17 protein-coding genes and 1 pseudogene are annotated in these 19272 nt (G+C 72.2%); 10 read left to right on the forward strand and 8 right to left on the reverse strand.

Translation table 11 applies throughout. The annotated features are described in order from the left end of the window. From AB0J76_RS27900 to AB0J76_RS27910, 3 genes and pseudogenes are all read left to right on the forward strand, one after another. Positions 1 to 162, forward strand: a pseudogene (locus tag AB0J76_RS27900) (methylmalonate-semialdehyde dehydrogenase (CoA acylating)); the annotation flags it as partial. Between the two features lie 85 nt (positions 163 to 247). Continuing rightward, positions 248 to 1405, forward strand: a complete 1158-nt coding sequence (locus AB0J76_RS27905; protein WP_352319364.1) for an extracellular solute-binding protein — start codon at positions 248 to 250, stop codon at positions 1403 to 1405. Positions 1406 to 1585: 180 nt separating this feature from the next. Next, positions 1586 to 2806 (forward strand): saccharopine dehydrogenase C-terminal domain-containing protein, encoded by a 1221-nt coding sequence (locus AB0J76_RS27910; RefSeq protein WP_352319366.1) that lies wholly within the window; start codon positions 1586 to 1588, stop codon positions 2804 to 2806. A gap of 52 nt (positions 2807 to 2858) precedes the next feature. Here the strand turns inward: AB0J76_RS27910 and AB0J76_RS27915 are convergent, their stop codons facing one another. Further along, entirely contained in the window at positions 2859 to 3059 is a 201-nt protein-coding gene (locus AB0J76_RS27915) for a hypothetical protein (RefSeq protein ID WP_352319368.1), read from the reverse strand. A gap of 210 nt (positions 3060 to 3269) precedes the next feature. After that, positions 3270 to 4598, reverse strand: a complete 1329-nt coding sequence (gene gabT, locus AB0J76_RS27920; protein ID WP_352319370.1) for a 4-aminobutyrate--2-oxoglutarate transaminase — start codon at positions 4596 to 4598, stop codon at positions 3270 to 3272. 124 nt (positions 4599 to 4722) lie between these two features. On the opposite strand from gabT, the gene AB0J76_RS27925 reads away from it, so the two are divergent. Further along, a complete protein-coding gene (locus AB0J76_RS27925) occupies positions 4723 to 6351 on the forward strand; it encodes a PucR family transcriptional regulator (RefSeq protein ID WP_352319371.1) in 1629 nt (542 codons plus the stop codon). A 23-nt stretch (positions 6352 to 6374) separates the two neighbouring features. Here the strand turns inward: AB0J76_RS27925 and AB0J76_RS27930 are convergent, their stop codons facing one another. Further along, positions 6375 to 7022, reverse strand: a complete 648-nt coding sequence (locus AB0J76_RS27930; protein WP_352319373.1) for a TetR/AcrR family transcriptional regulator — start codon at positions 7020 to 7022, stop codon at positions 6375 to 6377. Between the two features lie 291 nt (positions 7023 to 7313). On the opposite strand from AB0J76_RS27930, the gene AB0J76_RS27935 reads away from it, so the two are divergent. Next, positions 7314 to 8741 carry an aldehyde dehydrogenase family protein gene (locus tag AB0J76_RS27935; protein ID WP_352319375.1) on the forward strand — a complete coding sequence of 476 codons (1428 nt, stop codon included), beginning with the start codon at positions 7314 to 7316 and terminating at the stop codon, positions 8739 to 8741. 118 nt (positions 8742 to 8859) lie between these two features. Here AB0J76_RS27935 and AB0J76_RS27940 read toward each other — a convergent pair whose 3' ends face one another. Together AB0J76_RS27940 and AB0J76_RS27945 are read right to left on the reverse strand one after the other, a co-directional pair. Continuing rightward, positions 8860 to 9972 carry a trypsin-like serine protease gene (locus AB0J76_RS27940; RefSeq protein WP_352319377.1) on the reverse strand — a complete coding sequence of 371 codons (1113 nt, stop codon included), beginning with the start codon at positions 9970 to 9972 and terminating at the stop codon, positions 8860 to 8862. A gap of 55 nt (positions 9973 to 10027) precedes the next feature. Further along, positions 10028 to 11041 carry a peptidase gene (locus tag AB0J76_RS27945; RefSeq protein WP_352319379.1) on the reverse strand — a complete coding sequence of 338 codons (1014 nt, stop codon included), beginning with the start codon at positions 11039 to 11041 and terminating at the stop codon, positions 10028 to 10030. A 198-nt stretch (positions 11042 to 11239) separates the two neighbouring features. Here AB0J76_RS27945 and dxr point away from each other — a divergent pair, with 198 nt between their 5' ends. The 4 genes from dxr to AB0J76_RS27965 all read left to right on the forward strand — a co-directional run bounded on the left by dxr (position 11240) and on the right by AB0J76_RS27965 (position 16242). Then, on the forward strand, positions 11240 to 12430 hold the full coding sequence (dxr, locus tag AB0J76_RS27950; protein WP_352319380.1) for a 1-deoxy-D-xylulose-5-phosphate reductoisomerase: 1191 nt from the start codon (positions 11240 to 11242) through the stop codon (positions 12428 to 12430). Positions 12431 to 12470: 40 nt separating this feature from the next. Next, on the forward strand, positions 12471 to 13640 hold the full coding sequence (ispG, locus tag AB0J76_RS27955; RefSeq protein ID WP_352319382.1) for a flavodoxin-dependent (E)-4-hydroxy-3-methylbut-2-enyl-diphosphate synthase: 1170 nt from the start codon (positions 12471 to 12473) through the stop codon (positions 13638 to 13640). Between the two features lie 130 nt (positions 13641 to 13770). Next, positions 13771 to 15363 carry an alpha/beta hydrolase gene (locus AB0J76_RS27960; protein WP_352319384.1) on the forward strand — a complete coding sequence of 531 codons (1593 nt, stop codon included), beginning with the start codon at positions 13771 to 13773 and terminating at the stop codon, positions 15361 to 15363. Positions 15364 to 15399: 36 nt separating this feature from the next. Next, the gene (locus AB0J76_RS27965) at positions 15400 to 16242 is read left to right on the forward strand and encodes a GNAT family N-acetyltransferase (protein ID WP_352319456.1); all 843 of its coding nucleotides are present in this window, start codon (positions 15400 to 15402) and stop codon (positions 16240 to 16242) included. A gap of 10 nt (positions 16243 to 16252) precedes the next feature. Here the strand turns inward: AB0J76_RS27965 and AB0J76_RS27970 are convergent, their stop codons facing one another. The 3 genes from AB0J76_RS27970 to AB0J76_RS27980 are packed head-to-tail and all read right to left on the reverse strand — an operon-like array spanning position 16253 to position 18666. Continuing rightward, the gene (locus AB0J76_RS27970; RefSeq protein ID WP_352319386.1) at positions 16253 to 16630 is read right to left on the reverse strand and encodes a DUF3037 domain-containing protein; all 378 of its coding nucleotides are present in this window, start codon (positions 16628 to 16630) and stop codon (positions 16253 to 16255) included. Next, a complete protein-coding gene (locus AB0J76_RS27975; RefSeq protein ID WP_352319388.1) occupies positions 16627 to 17439 on the reverse strand; it encodes a HipA family kinase in 813 nt (270 codons plus the stop codon). Before AB0J76_RS27975 ends, AB0J76_RS27970 begins: the two co-directional genes overlap by 4 nt. Positions 17440 to 17487: 48 nt before the next feature. Continuing rightward, the gene (locus AB0J76_RS27980; protein WP_352319390.1) at positions 17488 to 18666 is read right to left on the reverse strand and encodes an FAD-dependent monooxygenase; all 1179 of its coding nucleotides are present in this window, start codon (positions 18664 to 18666) and stop codon (positions 17488 to 17490) included. A gap of 62 nt (positions 18667 to 18728) precedes the next feature. Here AB0J76_RS27980 and AB0J76_RS27985 point away from each other — a divergent pair, with 62 nt between their 5' ends. Then, on the forward strand, positions 18729 to 19184 hold the full coding sequence (locus tag AB0J76_RS27985; protein WP_352319391.1) for a MarR family transcriptional regulator: 456 nt from the start codon (positions 18729 to 18731) through the stop codon (positions 19182 to 19184). The last annotated feature ends 88 nt before the right edge of the window (positions 19185 to 19272 follow it).

Raw genomic sequence — 19272 nt, forward strand, 5'->3', positions numbered from 1 at the left:
GCGTTCTACAGTTTCGGCGGGTGGAAGTCGTCGTTGTTCGGTGACACGCATGTGCACGGCACCGAGGGGGTGCATTTCTACACGCGGGGCAAGGTCGTGACCTCGCGCTGGCTGGACCCGTCCCACGGCGGCGTGAACCTCGGCTTCCCCACGAACGGGTAACTCACGCCTCACGGCCGGGAGGGACCGGCGTCCCTCCCGGTCCCGTCCCCGGTAAGCTCCAGCGCAACGGACAAGGGGGGACATCGTGAGACGCCGTCGCATATCCGCCGTGGCGCTGGCCGCGGCGGCGCTGGTCGCCGGCACGGGAGCGGTGTCCTCGGCTGCCGGGCAGGCCGCACAGCCGGCCGCCAAGCCCAGCCCCAAGCCGACCCCGTCGGCCACGCCCTCGCCCACGGCCACCCAGAGCGACGGCACGCTGCAGATCCTCACCTACCGCGGCTACGCCGAGTACGGCGGCGTCAGCCCCAAGGCCAACTGGGTCGGCTCCTTCGAGAAGGAGACCGGCTGCCGCCTGGCGCGCGTCGACACCGTCCGCACCGCCGAGGAGATGGAGCGGGCCGTCGCGGCCGCCGAGCGCCCGTACGACCTGATCTCGGCGGGCCCGGCGCTGGCCGGCGACCTGATCACGCGCAAGCTGGTGCAGCCGATCGACTCCGCCAAGGTGAGCGGCTACGACGACCTGAACGAGCGTTTCCGCGACATGACGAAGGTGTCCGGCAAGGTCTACGGCGTGCCGTTCCTGTGGGGGTACCACGAGTTCATCTACGACTCGGCCAGGGTCAAGGGCGCGAGCATGAGCCAGGCGTTCGCCTCCGGCCGGGCCGCGCTCCGCGACAGCCCGCTGACCATCGCCGACGCCGCGCTCACCGACGCCACCGTCAAGGACCCGTACGAGCTGAGCCAGGAGCAGCTCGACCGGGCCATGGCGCTGCTCAAGCAGCAGAAGGAGCGCACCTACTGGCGCAAGCCGATCGACCTGGTCAAGGGCTTCGCCACCGGGTCGCTGGATTACGCGCAGGCCACACCGTACTATCGCCTGCTGCTGCAGAAGGCCGGCAAGCCGGTCCGGACGGTCGGCGCCAAGGCGGCCACCGGCTGGCTCGACTCGTGGATGCTCGGCGCCAACCTGCCCGACACCACCTGCGCCTACCGCTGGCTGACCTGGATGACCGCGGCCGACGCCCAGCGCGACGCGGCCGCCTGGGTGGGGCTGGCGCCGGCCAACGACAAGGCGTGCAAGGGCCGGGCCAAGTCGATCTGCGACCTCTACGGCGCCGACGACCCCAAGAAGCTCGACCGGATCGCCTTCGCCGTCCGGCCGCCGGGCGGTTGCCGCGGCGAGGACGGGGAATGCACTGATTATGCCGTCTGGGGGAAACGGTGGGCCGAACTCGCCGAGTAGGTGAGATCTCCGCCCCCCGCTCGACCCCATCGCGGGCGCACTTTCCCCCGGGTGCGCCTGCAGAGACGCCCCGGGCCTTCCCCCCTGTCCCGGGGCGTCTCGCCGTTTCCGGCTGAAGACGTCCGGTTTTTTCGGCGCGAGAATTCGACTGAATGACCAGTCAGTGAGTATGTTCTCTCCATGAGAATCCTTCTTGTCGGCGCCGGAGGCGTCGGCTCCGCCGTGGTGCCCATCGCCGCCCGCCGCCATTTCTACGAACACATCGTGGTGGCCGACTCCCAACAGAGCCGGGCGGCCCGCGCCGTCGCCGCCGTGGACGACCCCCGCTTCACCGCCATCCAGCTGGACGCCTCCGACCGGGCCCAGGTCGCCGCGGCGCTCCGGGAGCACCGATGTGACGTGCTGTTCAACGCGGTCGATCCGCGCTTCACCATGCCGCTGTTCGAGGCCGCCCTGGAGGCCGGGGCCCACTACCTGGACATGGCGATGTCGTTGTCGAAGCCGCATCCGCGCGAGCCGTACCGCAAGCCGGGGGTGAAGCTGGGGGACCGGCAGTTCGAGCGCGACGGCGAGTGGCGCGGCGCGGGCCGGCTCGCCCTGGTCGGCATGGGCGTCGAGCCGGGGCTCGCGGACGTGTTCGCCCGCTACGCCGCCGACCACCTGTTCGACGAGATCGACGAGATCGGCATCAGGGACGGCGCCAACCTCGTCGTGGACGGCTACGACTTCGCGCCCACGTTCTCCATCTGGACCACGATCGAGGAGTGCCTGAACCCGCCCGTCGTCTGGGAGGACGGGCAGTGGCGCACCACCGAGCCGTTCAGCGAGCCCGAGGTGTTCGACTTCCCCGACGGGATCGGGCCCGTGGAGTGCGTGAACGTCGAGCACGAGGAGGTGCTGCTCGTCCCGAGGTGGATCCCGGCGCGGCGGGTGACGTTCAAGTACGGGCTCGGCGAGGAGTTCATCGGCGTGCTCAAGACGCTGCGCAAGCTGGGCCTGGACAGCGCCGACAAGATCAGGGTGGGCGGCGCGGAGGTGGCGCCGCGTGACATGGTCGCCGCGAGCCTGCCGGACCCGGCGACGCTGGGCGCCCGCATGCGCGGCAAGACCTGCGCGGGCACGTGGGTCAAGGGCACCGGCAAGGACGGCTCGCCACGCGAGGTGTACCTCTACCACGTGGTGGACAACGAGTGGTCGATGCGGGAGTACGGCTCCCAGGCCGTCGTGTGGCAGACGGCGATCCATCCGGTCGTCGCGCTGGAGCTGGTGGCGACCGGGGTGTGGAAGGGCGAGGGCGTGCTCGGCCCCGAGGCGTTCGACGCGGTGCCGTTCCTCGACCTGCTGCGCGAGTACGGCTCGCCGTGGGGCCTGCGCGAGACGGTCGCAACGGCCGCGGCTTGACGGCCGGGCTTCCCTGGCCGCACTTGCCCGGCCGCGCTTGCCCGGCCGCGGCCTAGCGGCCGGGGAAGGCCACCACGGTCGCCATGGGAGCGGGCAGCAGCGCCTCGGCGCAATCGGTGCAGGCGAGCACGGAGGAGTTGTCGGGCAGTTTGCCGACCCGGACCCGGGGCCGCGGCCACCTCTTGTGGCACACCACGCAGGCGTCGCCGTCGCGCTGGGCCGGCGTCAGGCCCTCAGGGTCGAACGTCAACATACTCCGTGCCGTTCTGGTGGGACCCCAGTTCATCACGCTCCCAGCTGCCATCGCCCCTCCGCATGTCCGGATCCGTTATAACCCTGACCGAGGCCGTGATCGTCTAGCTGAGCGTCAAGCCAGGGTGAATTCTCTACCCGAGTGACCTGCGTTACACACACAAAATCGGGCATCCAGCCGCAAGCTGGATGCCCGATTTTTCGGTCTTTGCTATAGAGCGGAGATGGCCTTCTCCAGGATGCCCAGGCCCTCCTCGAGCAGGTGCTCGGGCATGACCAGCGGCGGCAGGAAGCGCAGCACGTTGCCGTACGTGCCGGCGGTCAGGACCACCAGGCCCTCGGCGTGGCAGCGCTTGACGATCTCCTGGACGGCGGTCGGGTCCGGGTTCTTCGTGCCCGGCTCGACCAGCTCGATCGCGATCATCGCGCCGCGTCCGCGCACGTCGCCGATCGCCGGGAACCGCTCCTGGAGCGAGCGGAGGCGGGGGAGCATGATCTCGCCGATGCGGCGGGCCTTGGCGACCAGGTCCTCCGACTCGATCGTCTCCAGGACGCCGAGCGCGGCCTCGCAGGCCAGCGGGTTGCCGCCGTACGTGCCGCCCAGGCCGCCGACGTGCACGTGGTCCATCAGGTCGGCGCGGCCGGTCACGGCGGCCAGCGGCAGGCCGCCCGCGATGCCCTTGGCGGTGCAGATGATGTCGGGGACGACGCCCTCGTCCTCGCAGGCGAACAGGTCACCGGTACGCGCGAAGCCGGTCTGGACCTCGTCGGCCACGAACACGATGCCGTTCGCCCGGCAGAACTCGGCGATCCGCGGCAGGAAGCCCCTGGCCGGGACGATGAATCCGCCCTCGCCGGCGATCGGCTCGATCACCACCGCGGCCACGTTCTCCGCCCCGACCTGCTTGTTGATCTGGTCGATGGCCTGCGCGGCGGCCTCCTCCGCGCAGTTGTCCGCGCCCGTCGGCCAGCGGAACGGGTAGGCCAGCGGCACCCGGTACACCTCGGGCGCGTACGGGCCGAAGCCCTGCTTGTACGGCATGTTCTTGGCGGTCATGGTCATCGAGAGCAGCGTGCGGCCGTGGTAGCCGTGGTCGAACACCACGACGGCCTGCCTGCCGGTGGCGTGCCGGGCCACCTTGACGGCGTTCTCGACGGCCTCGGCGCCGGAGTTCACCAGGAAGGTGCGCTTCTCGTGGTCGCCGGGGGTCAGCTCGTTGAGCTTCTCGCAGACCTGCACGTAGGACTCGTACGGGGTGACCATGAAACAGGTGTGGGTGAAGTCGGCCGCCTGCTTCTGGACGCGCTCGACGACCTTCGGCGCGGAGTTGCCCACGTTCGTCACGGCGATGCCGGAGCCGAAGTCGATCAGAGAGTTCCCGTCGGCGTCCTGGAGGATGCCGCCGCCGGCGCGGGTGACGAAGACCGGCAGCGTGGTGCCGATGCCGGAGGGGACGGCGGCCTGCTTGCGGGCCAGCAGCTCCTGCGACTTGGGGCCTGGGATCGCGGTCACGACGCGCCGCTCCTGGGGAATGCTCATGGGCTCGACGCTACGTCGGGCTCCGACCTGGACCGATACGTCGATATGGCACACTGGGGATGCTCGCCTTTGCCGGAATGGACAAACTCGTATGGCACCTTCGCTGCGCACCGTGGTGCGACGGATGAGGTTGCGTCAGCTGGCCGGCGCGGCGGCCCCCGGAGCGCTCGACGCGGAGGTGCGCTGGGTCGCGGTCAGCGAGCTGGAGGACCCGACGCCGTTCCTTGAGGGTTCGGAGCTGCTGCTGACGACCGGGATCCGCCTGGAGGGCGACTTTTCCGGATATGTCGCCCGGCTGGTGGGGCGCGAGGTGGCCGGGCTCGGCTTCGGCGTCGGGCTCTCCCACGAGCACGTCCCGGCCGCCCTGGTGGCGGCCGCCGACCAGGCGGGGCTGCCGCTGTTCGAGGTGCCGCGCGAGACGCCGTTCATCGCCATCGGCAAGGTGGTCAGCGAGCTGCTCGCCGCCGAGCAGTACGACGAGATCACCCGCGCCTTCGCCGCGCAGGGGCGGCTCACCCGGGCGGCGCTGCGTCCGGAGGGCATGAACGCGGTCATCGACCGGGTGGCCAAGGAGATCGACGGCTGGGCGGTGCTGCTCGACGAGACGGGTGAGGTCCGGCACGCCACACCGGGGGCCCACGTGCCGGTCGTGGTGGCCGAGCTGCGCCGGTTGCGCGCCGGCGGCCGACCCCAGCCCGGCCAGACCGCCGAAGCCGAGCACGCGCCCACGGACGAGCCCGTCGCCCCCGGGGGGCAGGGCGGTGAGCGGGCGCGCGATGGCATGCCGGCCGAGCGACGCACACGCGGCGGTGGCCCGGCCGGTGATCGGGTGAGCGGCGGCGTGCCGGCCGGGGAACGCGTGCGCGGTGCGGTCCAGGCCGGTGAGCGGGTGCCGGCGAGCCTGGCGTTGTCCGGGCCCGACGAGCACGTCGTGATCCAGCCGCTCGGCGGCGGTCCACGGCCGCGCGGATTCTTCGCGGTCGGCGCCCGCAGGCCGTTCTCGCCGGTGACCCACACGGTGATCAACGCCGCCGGCTCGCTGCTCACGCTCGCCATGGAGCAGGGCAGGGCCCAGCGGGAGGCCGGTCGGCGGCTCCGTTCGGCCGTGCTGGAACTGCTGCTCGGCGGGGGGGTCGAGCAGGCGCGGGCGGTGGCCGGCACGCTCGGCGCGCGGCTGCCCGGCGAGCCGCTGGTGGTCCTGGCGGCGGGCGCGGCCGCCCTGGAGACCCTGGAGCCGCACGGCTTCACAGCGCTCCTCGACGACGACACCGGCGGTGTTGAAGGCGGGGAGCAGGTGAGTGTCTGTCTGGTGTCCGAGGGGGGTGCGGAGAAGGTGGCGCGGGAGGTGGAGGGGCCGGTCGGGCTGAGCTCGCCCTGCCGCTACGGCGGCCTGCGCGACGCGCTCGACCAGGGGCGCCGCGCGCTGGCCCACAGCGACGGCGGCATGACGCGCTTCGCCGACCTGGCCGGGCAGGGCCTGCTCGCGCTGCTGGACGCCGACGCCCTGCGCGCGTTCTCCGGCGCGCTGCTGGCCCCGCTCACCGCGTACGGATCCCGCGCCGACCTGGTCGAGTCGCTGCGCGCCTACCTCGACAGCAACGGCCACTGGGACGCCGCCGCCCAGCGGCTCGGCGTCCACCGGCACACGCTGCGCTACCGCATGCGCCGCGTCGCCGAACTCCTCGGCCGCGATCTCGACGACCCGGGCGTACGCGCCGAGCTGTGGCTCGCCCTGGAGGCGGCCCGCCGCTGAACGCGCCGCCGCCTACAGGTGCTTCAGCGGCCGGGGGCCGACGGCAGGCTGTCCTTGTCCACCAGGTAGCAGCAGATCGTGGCCAGGGTGACCGCCTCGTACGTGCGGTCGTCCCGCAGGTGGCCGGCCCGTTCCAGGCTGATCGCGCCCTGCGCGGCGGCCCAGAGCGCGTCGGCGATCTTGCGTGGCTGGGTCGGCGTCAGGTAGCCGGCGGAGATGCAGTCGGCGATCACCCGGTCGAGGATGTTCAGCGCCGCGCGGGCGAGCGTCCTGGCTCGCTCGCTGGGCTCGAAACCGGGGATGGCCCGTTCGAACATCAGGTTGTAGTAGCCGGGCTCGGACAGGCACGCCTGCCGGTAGGCGGGGCCGAGCGCGGTCAGGTACTCCAGCGGGTTGCGCCGCTGCGGGACCGCTTCGAGAAAGCGGCGAAAACGCTCGAAACCCTCCAGATACAGCGCCTCGGCCAGGCCTTCCCGGTTGCCGAACATCGTGTAGATGACGGTCGTCGTGCAGCCGGCCTCGGCCGCGATCCTGCGCATGGTCAGACTGTCGGGACCCTCGCTCTGCAGCAGGTTCACCGCCACGTCGAGCAGGCGGGACCGGAGTTCGTCCTGGGTGGCGCGCTCGCCCAGCAGGTAGGCGCCCTGCAGGCCCAGCGGGGCCGAGGTCATGCGACCTCCCCAGCGACCAAGGAGCTCAGTGTCCTTGTGACCTGGCGTTGCTCGGTCACGGGGCCCACGCCTTTCTGATCGGGGGCCCACCGCGCTGGAGACCCGCACCCGATGACTTAGCCATGGCGGAGATCGCTCAAACCACTCCGCATGGTAAACATCCCGAATTGGGTCTACTTCTGTTACATCATGGGTATACACCAGGGCTTGTACTTAACGGTGAGCGCTCATGGGAGTCTTGTGCACCGTGGTGTAAATCCCCGGCCTCCCGCTTGGCATAACGTCGTGGGTATGGACGTGCGTACCTTCTGGCTTGCCGGCCGGCCCGCCACCGGCGAAACCGATCTCACCGTGACCAACCCCCATGACGGTCGTGAGGTCGGCCGGTACTCCGTACCGACCGATGCTCAGGTCGAGGAGGCCGTCGCGGCCGCCCACGCGGTCTCGCGCGAGGCCGCCGCGCTGCCCGTGCACGTACGTGCCGAGGCCCTGGCCCACGTCTCGCGCAGGCTGGCCGAGCGGGCCGACGAGATCGCCCACCTGATCACCGCCGAGAACGGCAAGCCGATCTTCTGGGCGCGCGGCGAGGTCAACCGCGCCATCTCCACGTTCCGCTTCGCCGCCGAGGAGGCCCGCCGCTGGTCCGGCCAGGTGCAGCGGCTCGACACCGAGCCGGCCGCCGCGGGCCGTCTCGCCTACGTCTCCCGCGTGCCCAAGGGGCCCGTGCTGGCGATCACCCCGTTCAACTTCCCGCTGAACCTGGTCGCCCACAAGGTCGCGCCCGCCATCGCCGTCGGCGCCCCGATCATCGTCAAGCCGGCGCCCGCCACGCCGCTGTCCTCGCTGGTCCTCGGTGAGATCCTGGCCGAGACCGACCTGCCCGCGGGCATGTTCTCGGTGCTGCCCGTGCAGAACGAGCGCGCCGCCGCCCTCGTCGACGACCCCCGCCTGCCCGTGGTCTCCTTCACCGGCTCCGCGCCCGTCGGCTACGCCATCGCCGACCAGGTGCCGCGCAAGCACGTGACCCTGGAGCTGGGCGGCAACGCCGCGGCCGTCGTGCTGGCCGACGCCGACCTGGACTGGGCCGCGCAGCGCATCGCCCTGTTCTCCAACTACCAGGCCGGTCAGAGCTGCATCGCCGTCCAGCGGGTGATCGTCGAGCAGCCGGTCTACGACGCGTTCGTCGAGCGTCTGCTGCCGGCCGTCGGCGGTCTCGTCACGGGTGACCCGGCCGACGAGAAGACCCAGGTCGGGCCGCTGGTGTCGGAGGCCGCCGCCGAGCGTGTGGAGCAGTGGGTGCGCGAGGCGGTCGCCGCCGGCGCCCGCGTCCTGGCCGGCGGCACCCGCGAGGGCGCCACGGTCGCGCCGACCGTGCTGGCCGACGTCCCGCACGACGCCAAGGTGGCCTGCGAGGAGGTCTTCGGGCCGGTCATGATCCTCCAGCCGGCCGCGTCGATCGACGAGGCGTACGCCATGGTGAACGACTCCAAGTACGGCCTCCAGGCCGGCGTCTTCACCCGCTCCCTGGACGCCGCCTTCAAGGCCAACCGCGAGCTGGAGGTCGGCGGTGTGATCATCGGCGACGTGCCGTCGTACCGGGCCGACCAGATGCCGTACGGCGGCGTGAAGGACTCCGGCATCGGCCGCGAGGGCCTGCACTCGGCCATGGAGGACCTGACCTACGAGAAGGTCATGGTGCTCACCGGCCTGTCGCTGTAGCTCCCCGCCCCGCGCCACCCCGCCCCGCCCCGCGGCTCCCCGGCGCGGGGCGGTCGGGTGTCCGGCGCCGTTCTCGGAGGCGTCCGGCGCCGTTCTCAGGCGCGTCCGGCGGTGGGTTTCAGGCGCGTTCGGCCGTGGCGTAGACCGCCTTGGCGGCCTGGCCGAAGTACGGGCCGTACATGGTGTGCTGGTCGTCGCTGTACTTGAAGCTGCTCAGCGAGGTGACCGTGCCGCGGCCGGTCATCGGGTCGAAGCCGGACAGCCAGGGGCCGCCGCTCGACCCGGCGGTCATGGCGCAGCCGAGCCCCTGGTCGCGCGTCTGCTTGTAGGGGTCGTCGCGCAGCCGCCCGGCGCAGTAGACGAGCTGGTCGCCGTCGTAGGGCGGGTCGGCCGGGTAGCCGAAGCCGTAGGTCTGGCCGCCGCGCCGGGTGTTGAAGGCGATGTCCTGGGTGCCCACCACGTCGGCGACGTGCCGCCCGCCCGAGGTGGCAAGGGCGACCATGCCGACGTCGTGATTGTCGTCGCCGGAGCGCGACCAGGGGGCGGAGACGAACATGCGGCGGGCCGCGTACTGGCCGTAGGGCTGCTCGCCGCCCCTGCCGTAGCCGGGGACGAACGTCCAGTTCTGGGCCCATTCGCCGGCGCCGTCCTTGACGCAGTGGCCGGCGGTGACGACGAGGTCTCTGCTGGCGCTGGTGACCGTGCTGGCCGAGCAGACGAAGTCGGCGCCCGCCAGGGTCAGGAACACCCGCCCGGTGGTCCTGGTCACGGCTCCGCCGGTGCTCCAGCGCGCGCCGATCGTGCTGGCCTGCGGCCTGGACGACGCCTGGTGCCGGCGGCCGACGTTGATCTCGGTACGGCCGCCGGACACGCCGGGCTTCGCCTGCACCCCGCCGCCGCCGGACACGCCGGGCTTCGCCTGCACCCCGCCGCGGCCGGTCAGGCCGCTGAGCAGGCCGTCGCCGTCGGTCACGGAGTCGAGCAGACCGATGGGCAGGGCCGCCGCCATGCGTTGCGGGGTCCAGTAGCCGAGCACTCGCCGCTGCTCGGCGTCGCTGCGCGCGGCCTCGTGCTCGACCACCATGCTCTGCCGGGCCGCGGCGTGCTCGACGGCGTGCTCGACGGCGGGACGATCGACCTGGTGCTGGCCCGGGACCGCGCCGAGGATCGCCGGTCCCGTCAGCCCCACGATCAGCGGGGCGGCCGCAAGCAGGGAGGTGCTCAGGGTCATGGCCCCCGAGTGTGCACCACGTCGTGTGTTCTTGTGGCTACTTTCCGTAAATTGATCAGAGTGCGCCGGCGGTTTGCGCTGCCTGGTACACCGCCTGCGCTTCGTTTCCGAAATACGGGCCGAACATCCAGTTGGGGGCGAAGTTGTATTTGAAGCTGTTGACCGAGTTCTGCGTGCCGAGACCGGTCGACTCGTCGAAATTCAGCATCCACGGGCCGCCGCTCGCGCCGCCGGTCATGTCGCAGGTCAGGCCGAGGTCGTCGGAGAGCAGGAAGTCGTCGAACGCGCGGCCGCTGCAGTAGATGAGCTTCGAGCCGTCGTAGGGGGCCGCGGCCGGGTAGCCGAAGGAGTACATCTGTCGGCCCCGCGGCTGGTTGAAGGCCACACCCTGGCCGCCGACGACGTCCACCAGGCTCTTGCCGTCCACCTGGGCCACCACGGCGGCGGCCACGTCGAAGTTGACGTCCTCACTGGCGTTCCACTGGGGGGTGGTCAGCAGTCTGGCGGCCGGCCAGGTGCCGAAGGGGCGCTGGCCGGCGGCGTAGCCGGGCACGAACACCCAGTTGGTGTGGAAGGCGCCGCCGAGCTTGACGCAGTGGCCGGCGGTCAGCACCACGCTCTTGTTCGCGCTGGTCACCGCCGAGCCCGAGCACGAGGCGCTGCGTCCCTGGTAGGTGAAGAAGACGCGGCCGGTGGTCTTCACGACGGCGCCGCCGCCGCTCCAGGGGGCGCCGGAGCTGTTCGCCGACCGGAGCTGCCGACCGTCGCCCCGGCCGCCGGTGGGCGGCGCCTGCCAGGGGGTGCCGCCGCCTGGCTCGCCGGGCCCGGCCGCCGCGCCGCGGGCCGCCTTCCCGCCGTCCTTGGGCGCGGGCAGGTCGAGCGGCTGCGCGCTCTCCATGCGCGCCTCGGTCCAGTACCGCGTGACCTGCCGTTGCTCGGACGTCGAGTCCGCGGCGGCGTGCTGGGCGGGACGGGGCGCCGCGCCGGCCTGGGCCGCGGTGCCGGGGAGCAGGGCGATGCTCCCGGCGGCGAGGGTGAGGATGGAGAGCAGGGCAAATCTGCGGGGCATTACGTAACCTCCCGAAACCGGAGCTGGGGCTTGGAAGGTAGCCGCACAATAATCAGGATTTCTCAAGAAATGCGCATCCCGATATAGCGATATTTGGACATAAATGGCCTGGGTTATCGCCCGTCACTCAGGAGTCGGGATCGCGGCCGTAGGGCCCTCACGTGCCCGTCCGCGTCCGGCAGCGGGGACAATGGACACGTGCATGCAGAGACCCTCCGCTCCGTCGTCGTGCTCGGCTCCACCGGCTCGATCGGCACCCAGGCCCTCGACGTCATCGCCGCCGATCCCACCGGGTTCGAGGTCGTCGGCCTCGCGGCCGGGGGCGGCAGGGTCGAGGAGCTGGCCGCGCAGGCGGCCCGGTTCGGCGTGGAGGTCGTGGCGGTGGCCGACGCCGCCGCCGTCCCGGCGCTGAAGGAGGCGCTGGCCGCGCGCGGGGCGTCCCCCGTCGTGCTGGGCGGCCACGAGGGCGTCGCCGAGGTCGCGGGCTGGCGGTGCGACACCGTGCTCAACGGCATCACCGGCGCGCTGGGCCTGACGTCCACGCTGGTCGCGCTGGAGGCCGGCCGCACGCTCGCGCTGGCCAACAAGGAGTCCCTGATCATCGGCGGGCCGCTGGTCAAGCGGCTGGCCGCGCCGGGGCAGATCCTCCCGGTCGACTCCGAGCACTCGGCGGTGCAGCAGTGCCTGTGGGCGTCCGGGCCGGACGGCCACGACCCCGCCGCCGTCAGGCAGCTCGTCATCACCGCCAGCGGCGGCCCGTTCAGGGGCATGAAGCGCGAGGAGATGGCCGACGTCACCCCCGAGATGGCGCTGGCCCACCCCACCTGGTCCATGGGCCCGGTCATCACCATCAACTCCGCCACCCTGGTCAACAAGGGGCTGGAGGTCATCGAGGCCCACCTGCTGTTCGACATCGGCTTCGACCGCATCGAGGTCGTCGTCCACCCGCAGTCGGTGATCCACTCCATGGTCGAGTACGTCGACGGCTCCACCATCGCCCAGGCCAGCCCGCCCGACATGCGCCTGCCGATCGCGCTCGCGCTGGCCCACCCGGCCCGCGTGCCCGGCGCCGCCCGGCCCGTCGACTGGACCAGGGCCCACACCTGGACCTTCGAGCCGCTCGACGACGCCGCCTTCCCGGCGGTCGCGCTGGCCAGGCACGTCGGCGCGGAGGGCGGCACCGCGCCCGCCGTCTACAACGCCGCCAACGAGGTCTGCGTCGAGGCGTTCACCAGGGGCGGGCTGCGTTTCCCCGCGATCGTCGACACGGTCGCCAAGGTCGTCGAGGAACACCGCGTCACCCCGGCCTCCAGCGTGGAGGAGGTGCTGGCCGCCGACGCCTGGGCCCGGGCGCGTGCGGCCGAACTCACAGCCGGGCAGTCCTTCTAGCTACCTAGACTGGGTAGCGTCGTCACACCTAAGGGTAGAAATGTCTTCTGTAGCACTTGGCATCCCGACGGTCCGCCCCAAGCCGCTCGCCGAACGCCGGCACTCCCGCCAGATCATGGTCGGCAGCGTTCCCGTGGGCGGCGACGCGCCCGTCTCCGTCCAGTCGATGACGACGACGGTCACCGCCGACGTCAACGCCACGTTGCAGCAGATCGCCGAGCTGACGGCGTCCGGCTGCCAGATCGTGCGGGTGGCCGTCCCGTCGCAGGACGACGCGGACGCGCTGCCGATCATCGCGAAGAAGTCCCAGATCCCGGTCATCGCCGACATCCACTTCCAGCCGAAGTACGTGTTCGCGGCCATCGAGGCGGGCTGCGCGGCGGTCCGCGTCAACCCGGGGAACATCAAGAAGTTCGACGACAAGGTGGGCGAGATCGCCAGGGCGGCCGCCGACCACGGCGTGCCGATCAGGATCGGCGTCAACGCCGGGTCGCTCGACCCCCGCCTGCTCCAGAAGTACGGCAAGGCCACGCCCGAGGCGCTGGTCGAGTCCGCCCTGTGGGAGTGCTCGCTGTTCGAGGAGCACGGCTTCAGGGACATCAAGATCTCGGTCAAGCACAACGACCCGGTCGTCATGATCAACGCCTACCGGCTGCTCGCCGCCAAGTGCGACTACCCGCTCCACCTCGGCGTCACCGAGGCCGGGCCCGCCTTCCAGGGCACGATCAAGTCGGCCGTGGCGTTCGGCGCGCTGCTGGCCGAGGGCATCGGCGACACCATCCGCGTCTCGCTGTCCGCGCCGCCCGTCGAGGAGGTCAAGGTCGGCGCCCAGATCCTGGAGTCGCTGGGGCTGCGCGAGCGGGGGCTGGAGATCGTCTCCTGCCCGTCGTGCGGCCGCGCCCAGGTCGACGTCTACACGCTGGCCGAGCAGGTCCAGGCGGGCCTTGAGGGGCTCAAGGTCCCGCTGCGGGTGGCCGTCATGGGCTGCGTCGTCAACGGCCCCGGCGAGGCGCGCGAGGCCGACCTCGGCGTCGCCTCCGGCAACGGCAAGGGCCAGATCTTCGTCAAGGGCGAGGTCATCAAGACCGTGCCCGAGTCGCAGATCGTCGAGACCCTGATCGAGGAAGCCCTGCGGCTGGCCGACGAGATGGGCGTCGAGGTCGACCTCGACGACGACGACGTGTCCGGGCCCCAGGTGACCGTGGGCTGAGCGCCCCCCGGGGGCCGGTGACCCGGTGCAATGGCCCCATTACAAACTGGCAAGCCTTTCCCCATACCCAGCGTCATGACCCGCCCGCCCGCGGGAGCATCACAGGGCCATGACGAGGGGGAGGGGCTGGGTGAAGCGCGTATTCAGTGTTGCCGTCGGCATCGCGGTGCTGGTCGCCGGGGTTGTCAGCGCGGACGGTGTGGCGTCGGCCGGCAGGGGCGCGGCCTGGGGGGCGCAACAGGTGGTCTGGGGGCCGTGCCCGGCGAAGGAGGGCAAGACGGTCCGGGCCGACCTGGAGTGCGCCACCGTACGCGTGCCGCTCGACTACCGCGACCCCTGGGGCCAGTCGATCAAACTGGCGATCAACCGCATCAAGGCCAAGGTGTCCAGGGACGGCAACCACCTCGGCACCCTGCTGATCAACCCGGGCGGCCCGGGGGCCTCGGGCCGTGACCTGACCGAGTTCGTCTCGAACGGGCTGCCGAACCGGCTGGGCGAGCGCTACGACGTCGTCGGGTTCGACCCGCGCGGCGTCGGCGGCAGCGAGCCGTCGCTCCACTGCGTTGACCCCGACGCCTACTACCGGGCGCCGCGCCCCGACGCGGTGCCGCGCACGGCGGGTGACGAGAGCAAGCTGCTGGCCAGGGCCGACGAGTACGCCACCCGTTGCGGCGACCTCTGGGCCTGGATGTTGCCGCACCTGACGACCGAGAACTCGGCCAGGGACATGGACACGATCAGGGCGGCGCTGGGCGAGGAGAAGATCAGCTACCTGGGCTACTCGTACGGCACCTACCTCGGGGCCGTCTACGCGACCCTGTTCCCGCAGCGGGTCAGGCGGCTGGTCATGGACAGCACGGTCAACCCCGAGGGTGTCTGGTACCGGTCGAACCTGGGCCAGGACGTCGCCTTCGAGCGCCGCCACCGCGCCTTCCTCGCCTGGACGGCCCGGCACAACGACGTCTACCGGCTGGGCGGCACGCTGAAGCAGACCTCGTTCGCCTACTACGCGATGCGCGACCGGCTGCGCACCCGCCCGGCCGGCGGCGTGGTCGGCCCGAGCGAGCTGGACGACACCTTCACCCTCGGCGGGTACACCGACCGGGTGTGGCCGGAGTTCGCCCGCGCCTGGTCCGCCTACGTGCGCAAGGGCGACGTGCAGCCGCTGGTGGAGGCGTACAACCGGCGCGGCAAGAACGACGCCGACGACGAGAACGGCTACGCCGTCTACCTCGGCGTCCAGTGCCGCGACGCCGCGTGGCCGCGCGACTGGGCCAAGTGGCGCACCGACATGGCCCGGCTGCACCGCAGGGCGCCGTTCCTGACCTGGCCGAACGCCTGGTTCAACGCGCCGTGCGCGTTCTGGCCGGTCAAGGGCGGCACGCCCGTCGCCGTGCACGGCTCGCCGAAGCTGCCGCCGGTGTTGTTCCTGCAGTCGCGCGACGACGCCGCGACGCCGTACCGGGGGGCGCTGGCCATGCACCGGCGGTTCCCGCGCAGCGGCATGGTGATCGACGAGGGCGGCAACCACGGCGTGTCGCTGGCCGGCAACCGGTGCGTGGACGGCCACCTCGCGGCGTACCTGGCCGACGGCACGCTGCCGGCCCGGACGGTGTCCTGCGCGGCCCTGCCGGACCCGGCTCCGGCCGCCCACCTGGCGGCCCACATGGCTGCCCGAGACGCGCAGGGTCACGATCGGCTCACCGACGTGCTGTCCCGGTGAGCTATTCGGGGTACGTTCGCGTAGTCTGACCATGTGATGCTGCGTACATCGGCGTCGCGCGTGCTCGACGACAGCGACCGGGACGAGGTTCTCGCCCTGCTTGACTGCGATCCGGTCGCCAACGTCTTCGTCTCCTCCCGGGTGCGGGCCGTCGGACTCAATCCGGCACGGCTCGGGGGGCAGATGTGGGGATTCGGGCCGCGCGGCGGGCTCGTGTCGCTCTGTTACGCCGGCGCGAACATGGTGCCGGTCAACGCCGGTCCCGAGGCCGTGCACGCGTTCGCCGACCGTGCCCGCAAGCAGGGGCGCAGGTGTTCGTCCATCGTGGGCCCCGTCGAGGCGGTGTCCCTGCTGTGGGAGCGGCTGGAGCCGCACTGGGGCAGGGCGCGGGCCATCCGGTGGGCGCAGCCGGTGATGGCGACCTCCAGCAAGGCTCCCGTGCCCGCCGATCCGCTGGTGCGCCGGGTGCGGCCCGAGGAGTTCGACATCGTGCTGCCGGCGTGCGTGGCGATGTTCACCGAGGAGGTGGGCGTCTCGCCCAACCTCGGCGACGGCGGCGCGCTTTACCGCACCCGGGTCGCCGAGCTGATCCGCATCGGCCGCTCCTACGCGCGCATCGACGACGGCCGGGTGGTGTTCAAGGCGGAGGTGGGCGCGGTCACACCGCACGCCTGCCAGATCCAGGGCGTGTGGGTGGCCCCCGACCAGCGCGGCAAGGGCCACGCGGTGGCGGGCATGGCGGCGGTCGTGGAGGCGGCGATGAGCTGCTTCGCCCCCGTCGTGTCGCTCTACGTCAACGACTTCAACCACTCGGCGCGGGCCGTCTACCGCAAGGTGGGGTTCCGCGAGGTGGACACCTTCATGTCGGTGTTGTTCTGAGGGTGTGCGGCTAGAGGCGGACCAGCTTGTCGAAGAGGCGGGACAGCTCGGTGCCGGGGTCGGCGGTGAGGCCCGCGTGCACCGGCCCGGTCTGGACGATCGTGCTGCGCGGCGCGGTCAGCCAGCGGAACCGGCCGCCCAGCGGCTCGCCCGCGAGGGGGCCGGGACGGTCGCCGCAGGCCCGCTCGTAGGCGCTGAGCGCGTGGCGCACGCCGTCGAGGTCGGCGCCGGGGTCGAGGGCGCGCAGGCGGGCCGGGTCGAGGTGCACGCGCGCGCACAGGTAGTCGCGCGGCTGGCAGTAGAGCAGCACGCCGGCGTTGATCAGCTCGCCGCGCTCGATCTTCGGCATGACGCGGATCACCGCGTACTCGTAGACGTCTCTGGTCACCGGCTGCCTCCCCGCCAGAACTCGCCGACCGAGCCGGGCCCGGACGCCCTGCGTTCCTTGTCGGGGCCGCGCAGCAGCCACTCGCGCGGCCCGTGCGCCCGGCTCAGCAGATGGTCGGTGTAGGCGTCCCGCACGGCCTGGGCGGAGTCGAAGCCCGGCTCGCCGTCGAGCCATTCGTCGGGCACCAGGGCCGTCACCTCGTCGAGCAGCTCGCGGGTGATGCGGCCGGCCAGGTCGTCGGCGGCGGCGGGCACGTCGGGCGCGAACGGCGCGAGCACGTGGTCGCCGGTGTCGAAGGCGCGCTGCGGGTCGGCCGTGCGCCAGTTGTGGTGGAACCATAGGGCCGCGCCGTGGTCGATGAGCCAGGTGTCGCGGTGCCAGACCAGCAGGTTGGGGTTGCGCCAGCTCCGGTCGATGTTGTGGATCAGGCCGTCGAACCAGACGACCCTGGAGGCGAACACCGGGTCGGGGATCCAGCCGAGCGGGTCGAACCCGAGCGCGCCGGGCAGGAAGTCGACCGCCAGGTTGAGGCCGGTGCTGGCCTTGAGGAGGTCCTGGACCTCCTCGTCGGGCTCGCGGACGCCGAGCTGCGGGTCGAGGTCGATGAGCTTGAGCTCGGGAGTGCGCAGCCCCAGCCGGCGGCCCAGCTCGGCGGCGATGATCTCCGCGACGAGCACCCGCCGGCCCTGCCCCGCCTCGCGGAACTTCACCACGTACGTGCCGAGGTCGTCGGCCTCGACGACGCCCGGCAGCGACCCGCCCTCCCGCAGCGGGGTCACATATCGGGTGGCTGCGATCTTTTCCAGCACGGGACGAGGCTATCGTCCCCCTGGCCCCCATCCGTAACTCCGGCCGGTTCAACGCGCCGGTGGTCGGACAGGACGGGCGAAAGGGGCGAACGGCTGCTGCAACGAGGCTTCGACGGCGGTGAACGCGTAGTCGAGCATGGCGTGCTCGTAGGCCGTCTTCGCCTCGGCGAGCGGGCGGCCCGCGGCGACGGCCGCGGCCAGACCCGCGCTCAGGGTGTGGGCGTCGCGCAGCGCGACGTTAGCGCCTTCGCCGCGCCCCGGGCTCATGCTGTGCACGGCGTCGCCGAGCAGGGTCACCGCGGGCTCGTCCCAGGGGCGCACGCGCCGCGCCGAGTGGGTGTGCACCAGGAACGTCGCCTCGGGGTCGGCCCGCTCGACGATCCGGCGCACGCCCTCGTGCCAGCCGGCGACCGTGGCGAGCGCGAGCCGGTGCAGGGCGGCGGGGGAGGTGTCGTCAGGACGGGGGCCGGGGGCGGTGAGCGTCCAGGAGAAGTAGCCGGGGACGTCGGTCAGCCGCAGGCCGGGGGCGTGCCGGGCGGCGGCCTCGGTCACCGGCTCGCAGGGGCGGCAGGTGGCGACCGAGATCGCGGTGTGGTCGGGCGCGGTGACCCGGTTGAAGGTGTCGACCAGGTCGGGAGGCGTGGCGGCCAGCAGGCCGGGGGTCAGGACGGTCCTGCCGTACAGGGCCCAGTCGAGCCGGTCCACGACGGCGTCGGGGAGGAGCTGGGCGCGGACGCGGGAGCCGACGCCGTCCGCGCCGGCGAGCAGGTCGCCGTCCAGGGCGGAGCCGTCGGCGAGGTGGGCGCGGACGCGGCCGCCGGGCAGCGGCTCGTACCGGCTGAACTCGGTGCCGAAGCGCACGTCGAGGCCGGACAGCAGGATCTCGCGCAGGGTGAGCCGGTTGACGCCGAAGCCGTCCACGCCGGGGAGCTGGGGCGGGACGTCCTTGGAGAACTTGGGGACCAGCCGGGTGTCCATGAAGGTCATGCGGGTGGCGGGGCGGATGGAGGTGGCCACGGCCAGGTCGTACAGATCGGGGGGCAGGCACGCGCGCAGCGCCGCGGCGCCGGTCTCCTTGAGGCTGATGCGGTAACCCTGGGGGCGGTGGCCGGCCGAGGGGTCGCGCTCCAGGACGGTGGCCTGGAGACCCGCCTTGCGCAGGCCCTGGGCCAGGGATAAGCCGCCGATGCCGCCTCCTGCGACGATGATGTGGGCAGAAGTGTCCATGGGCCTGACGATAGACGATAGCTGTCGCGACAGTAAATGCTTGCGCCAGCTATTCTGGTCGCGTGACCGACGATCGTGTGCCGCCGCCGTTCGAACTGGTGCTGGGCGGCGGGTCGCTGCTCGTGCAGGTGGGGCGGGAGCTCAACACCGAGACCGAGCGCCGCCTGGCGCCGCTCGGGCTCACCGCGCAGCAGGCGGCGCTGCTGCTGCACGCGGCGGGCGGGCGCAGCACGCCCGGCGTGCTGAAGGGCCGGCTCGGCACGGACACGGCGGGGATGACCCGGCTGCTGGACCGGCTGGAGGCCAAGGGGCTGCTGCGGCGGGTGCGGCGGCCCGAGGACCGGCGGTCGGTCCTCATCGAGCTGACGGACGAGGGGCGCGCGCTGGTGCCGCGCCTGCCGCCGATCTTCGGCGGGGTCAGCCGCCAGGTCTTCTCGGGATTCTCCGGGGAGGAGATCGAGCAGGTCACGGGCATGCTGCGGCGGATCATGGCCAACCTGGCGGAAGGGCGATCCTGACCGGGACGCGCGCGTGCCGCGCTCCCGGCCAGGATCGTCAGGGGGCCGGACGGGGCCAGGTTCGGGGGTTTCCGGAGTTCGGGGTTCC

Origin of the sequence: Nonomuraea sp. NPDC049624 (assembly GCF_040675255.1) — a bacterium.
Lineage (GTDB): Bacteria > Actinomycetota > Actinomycetes > Streptosporangiales > Streptosporangiaceae > Nonomuraea.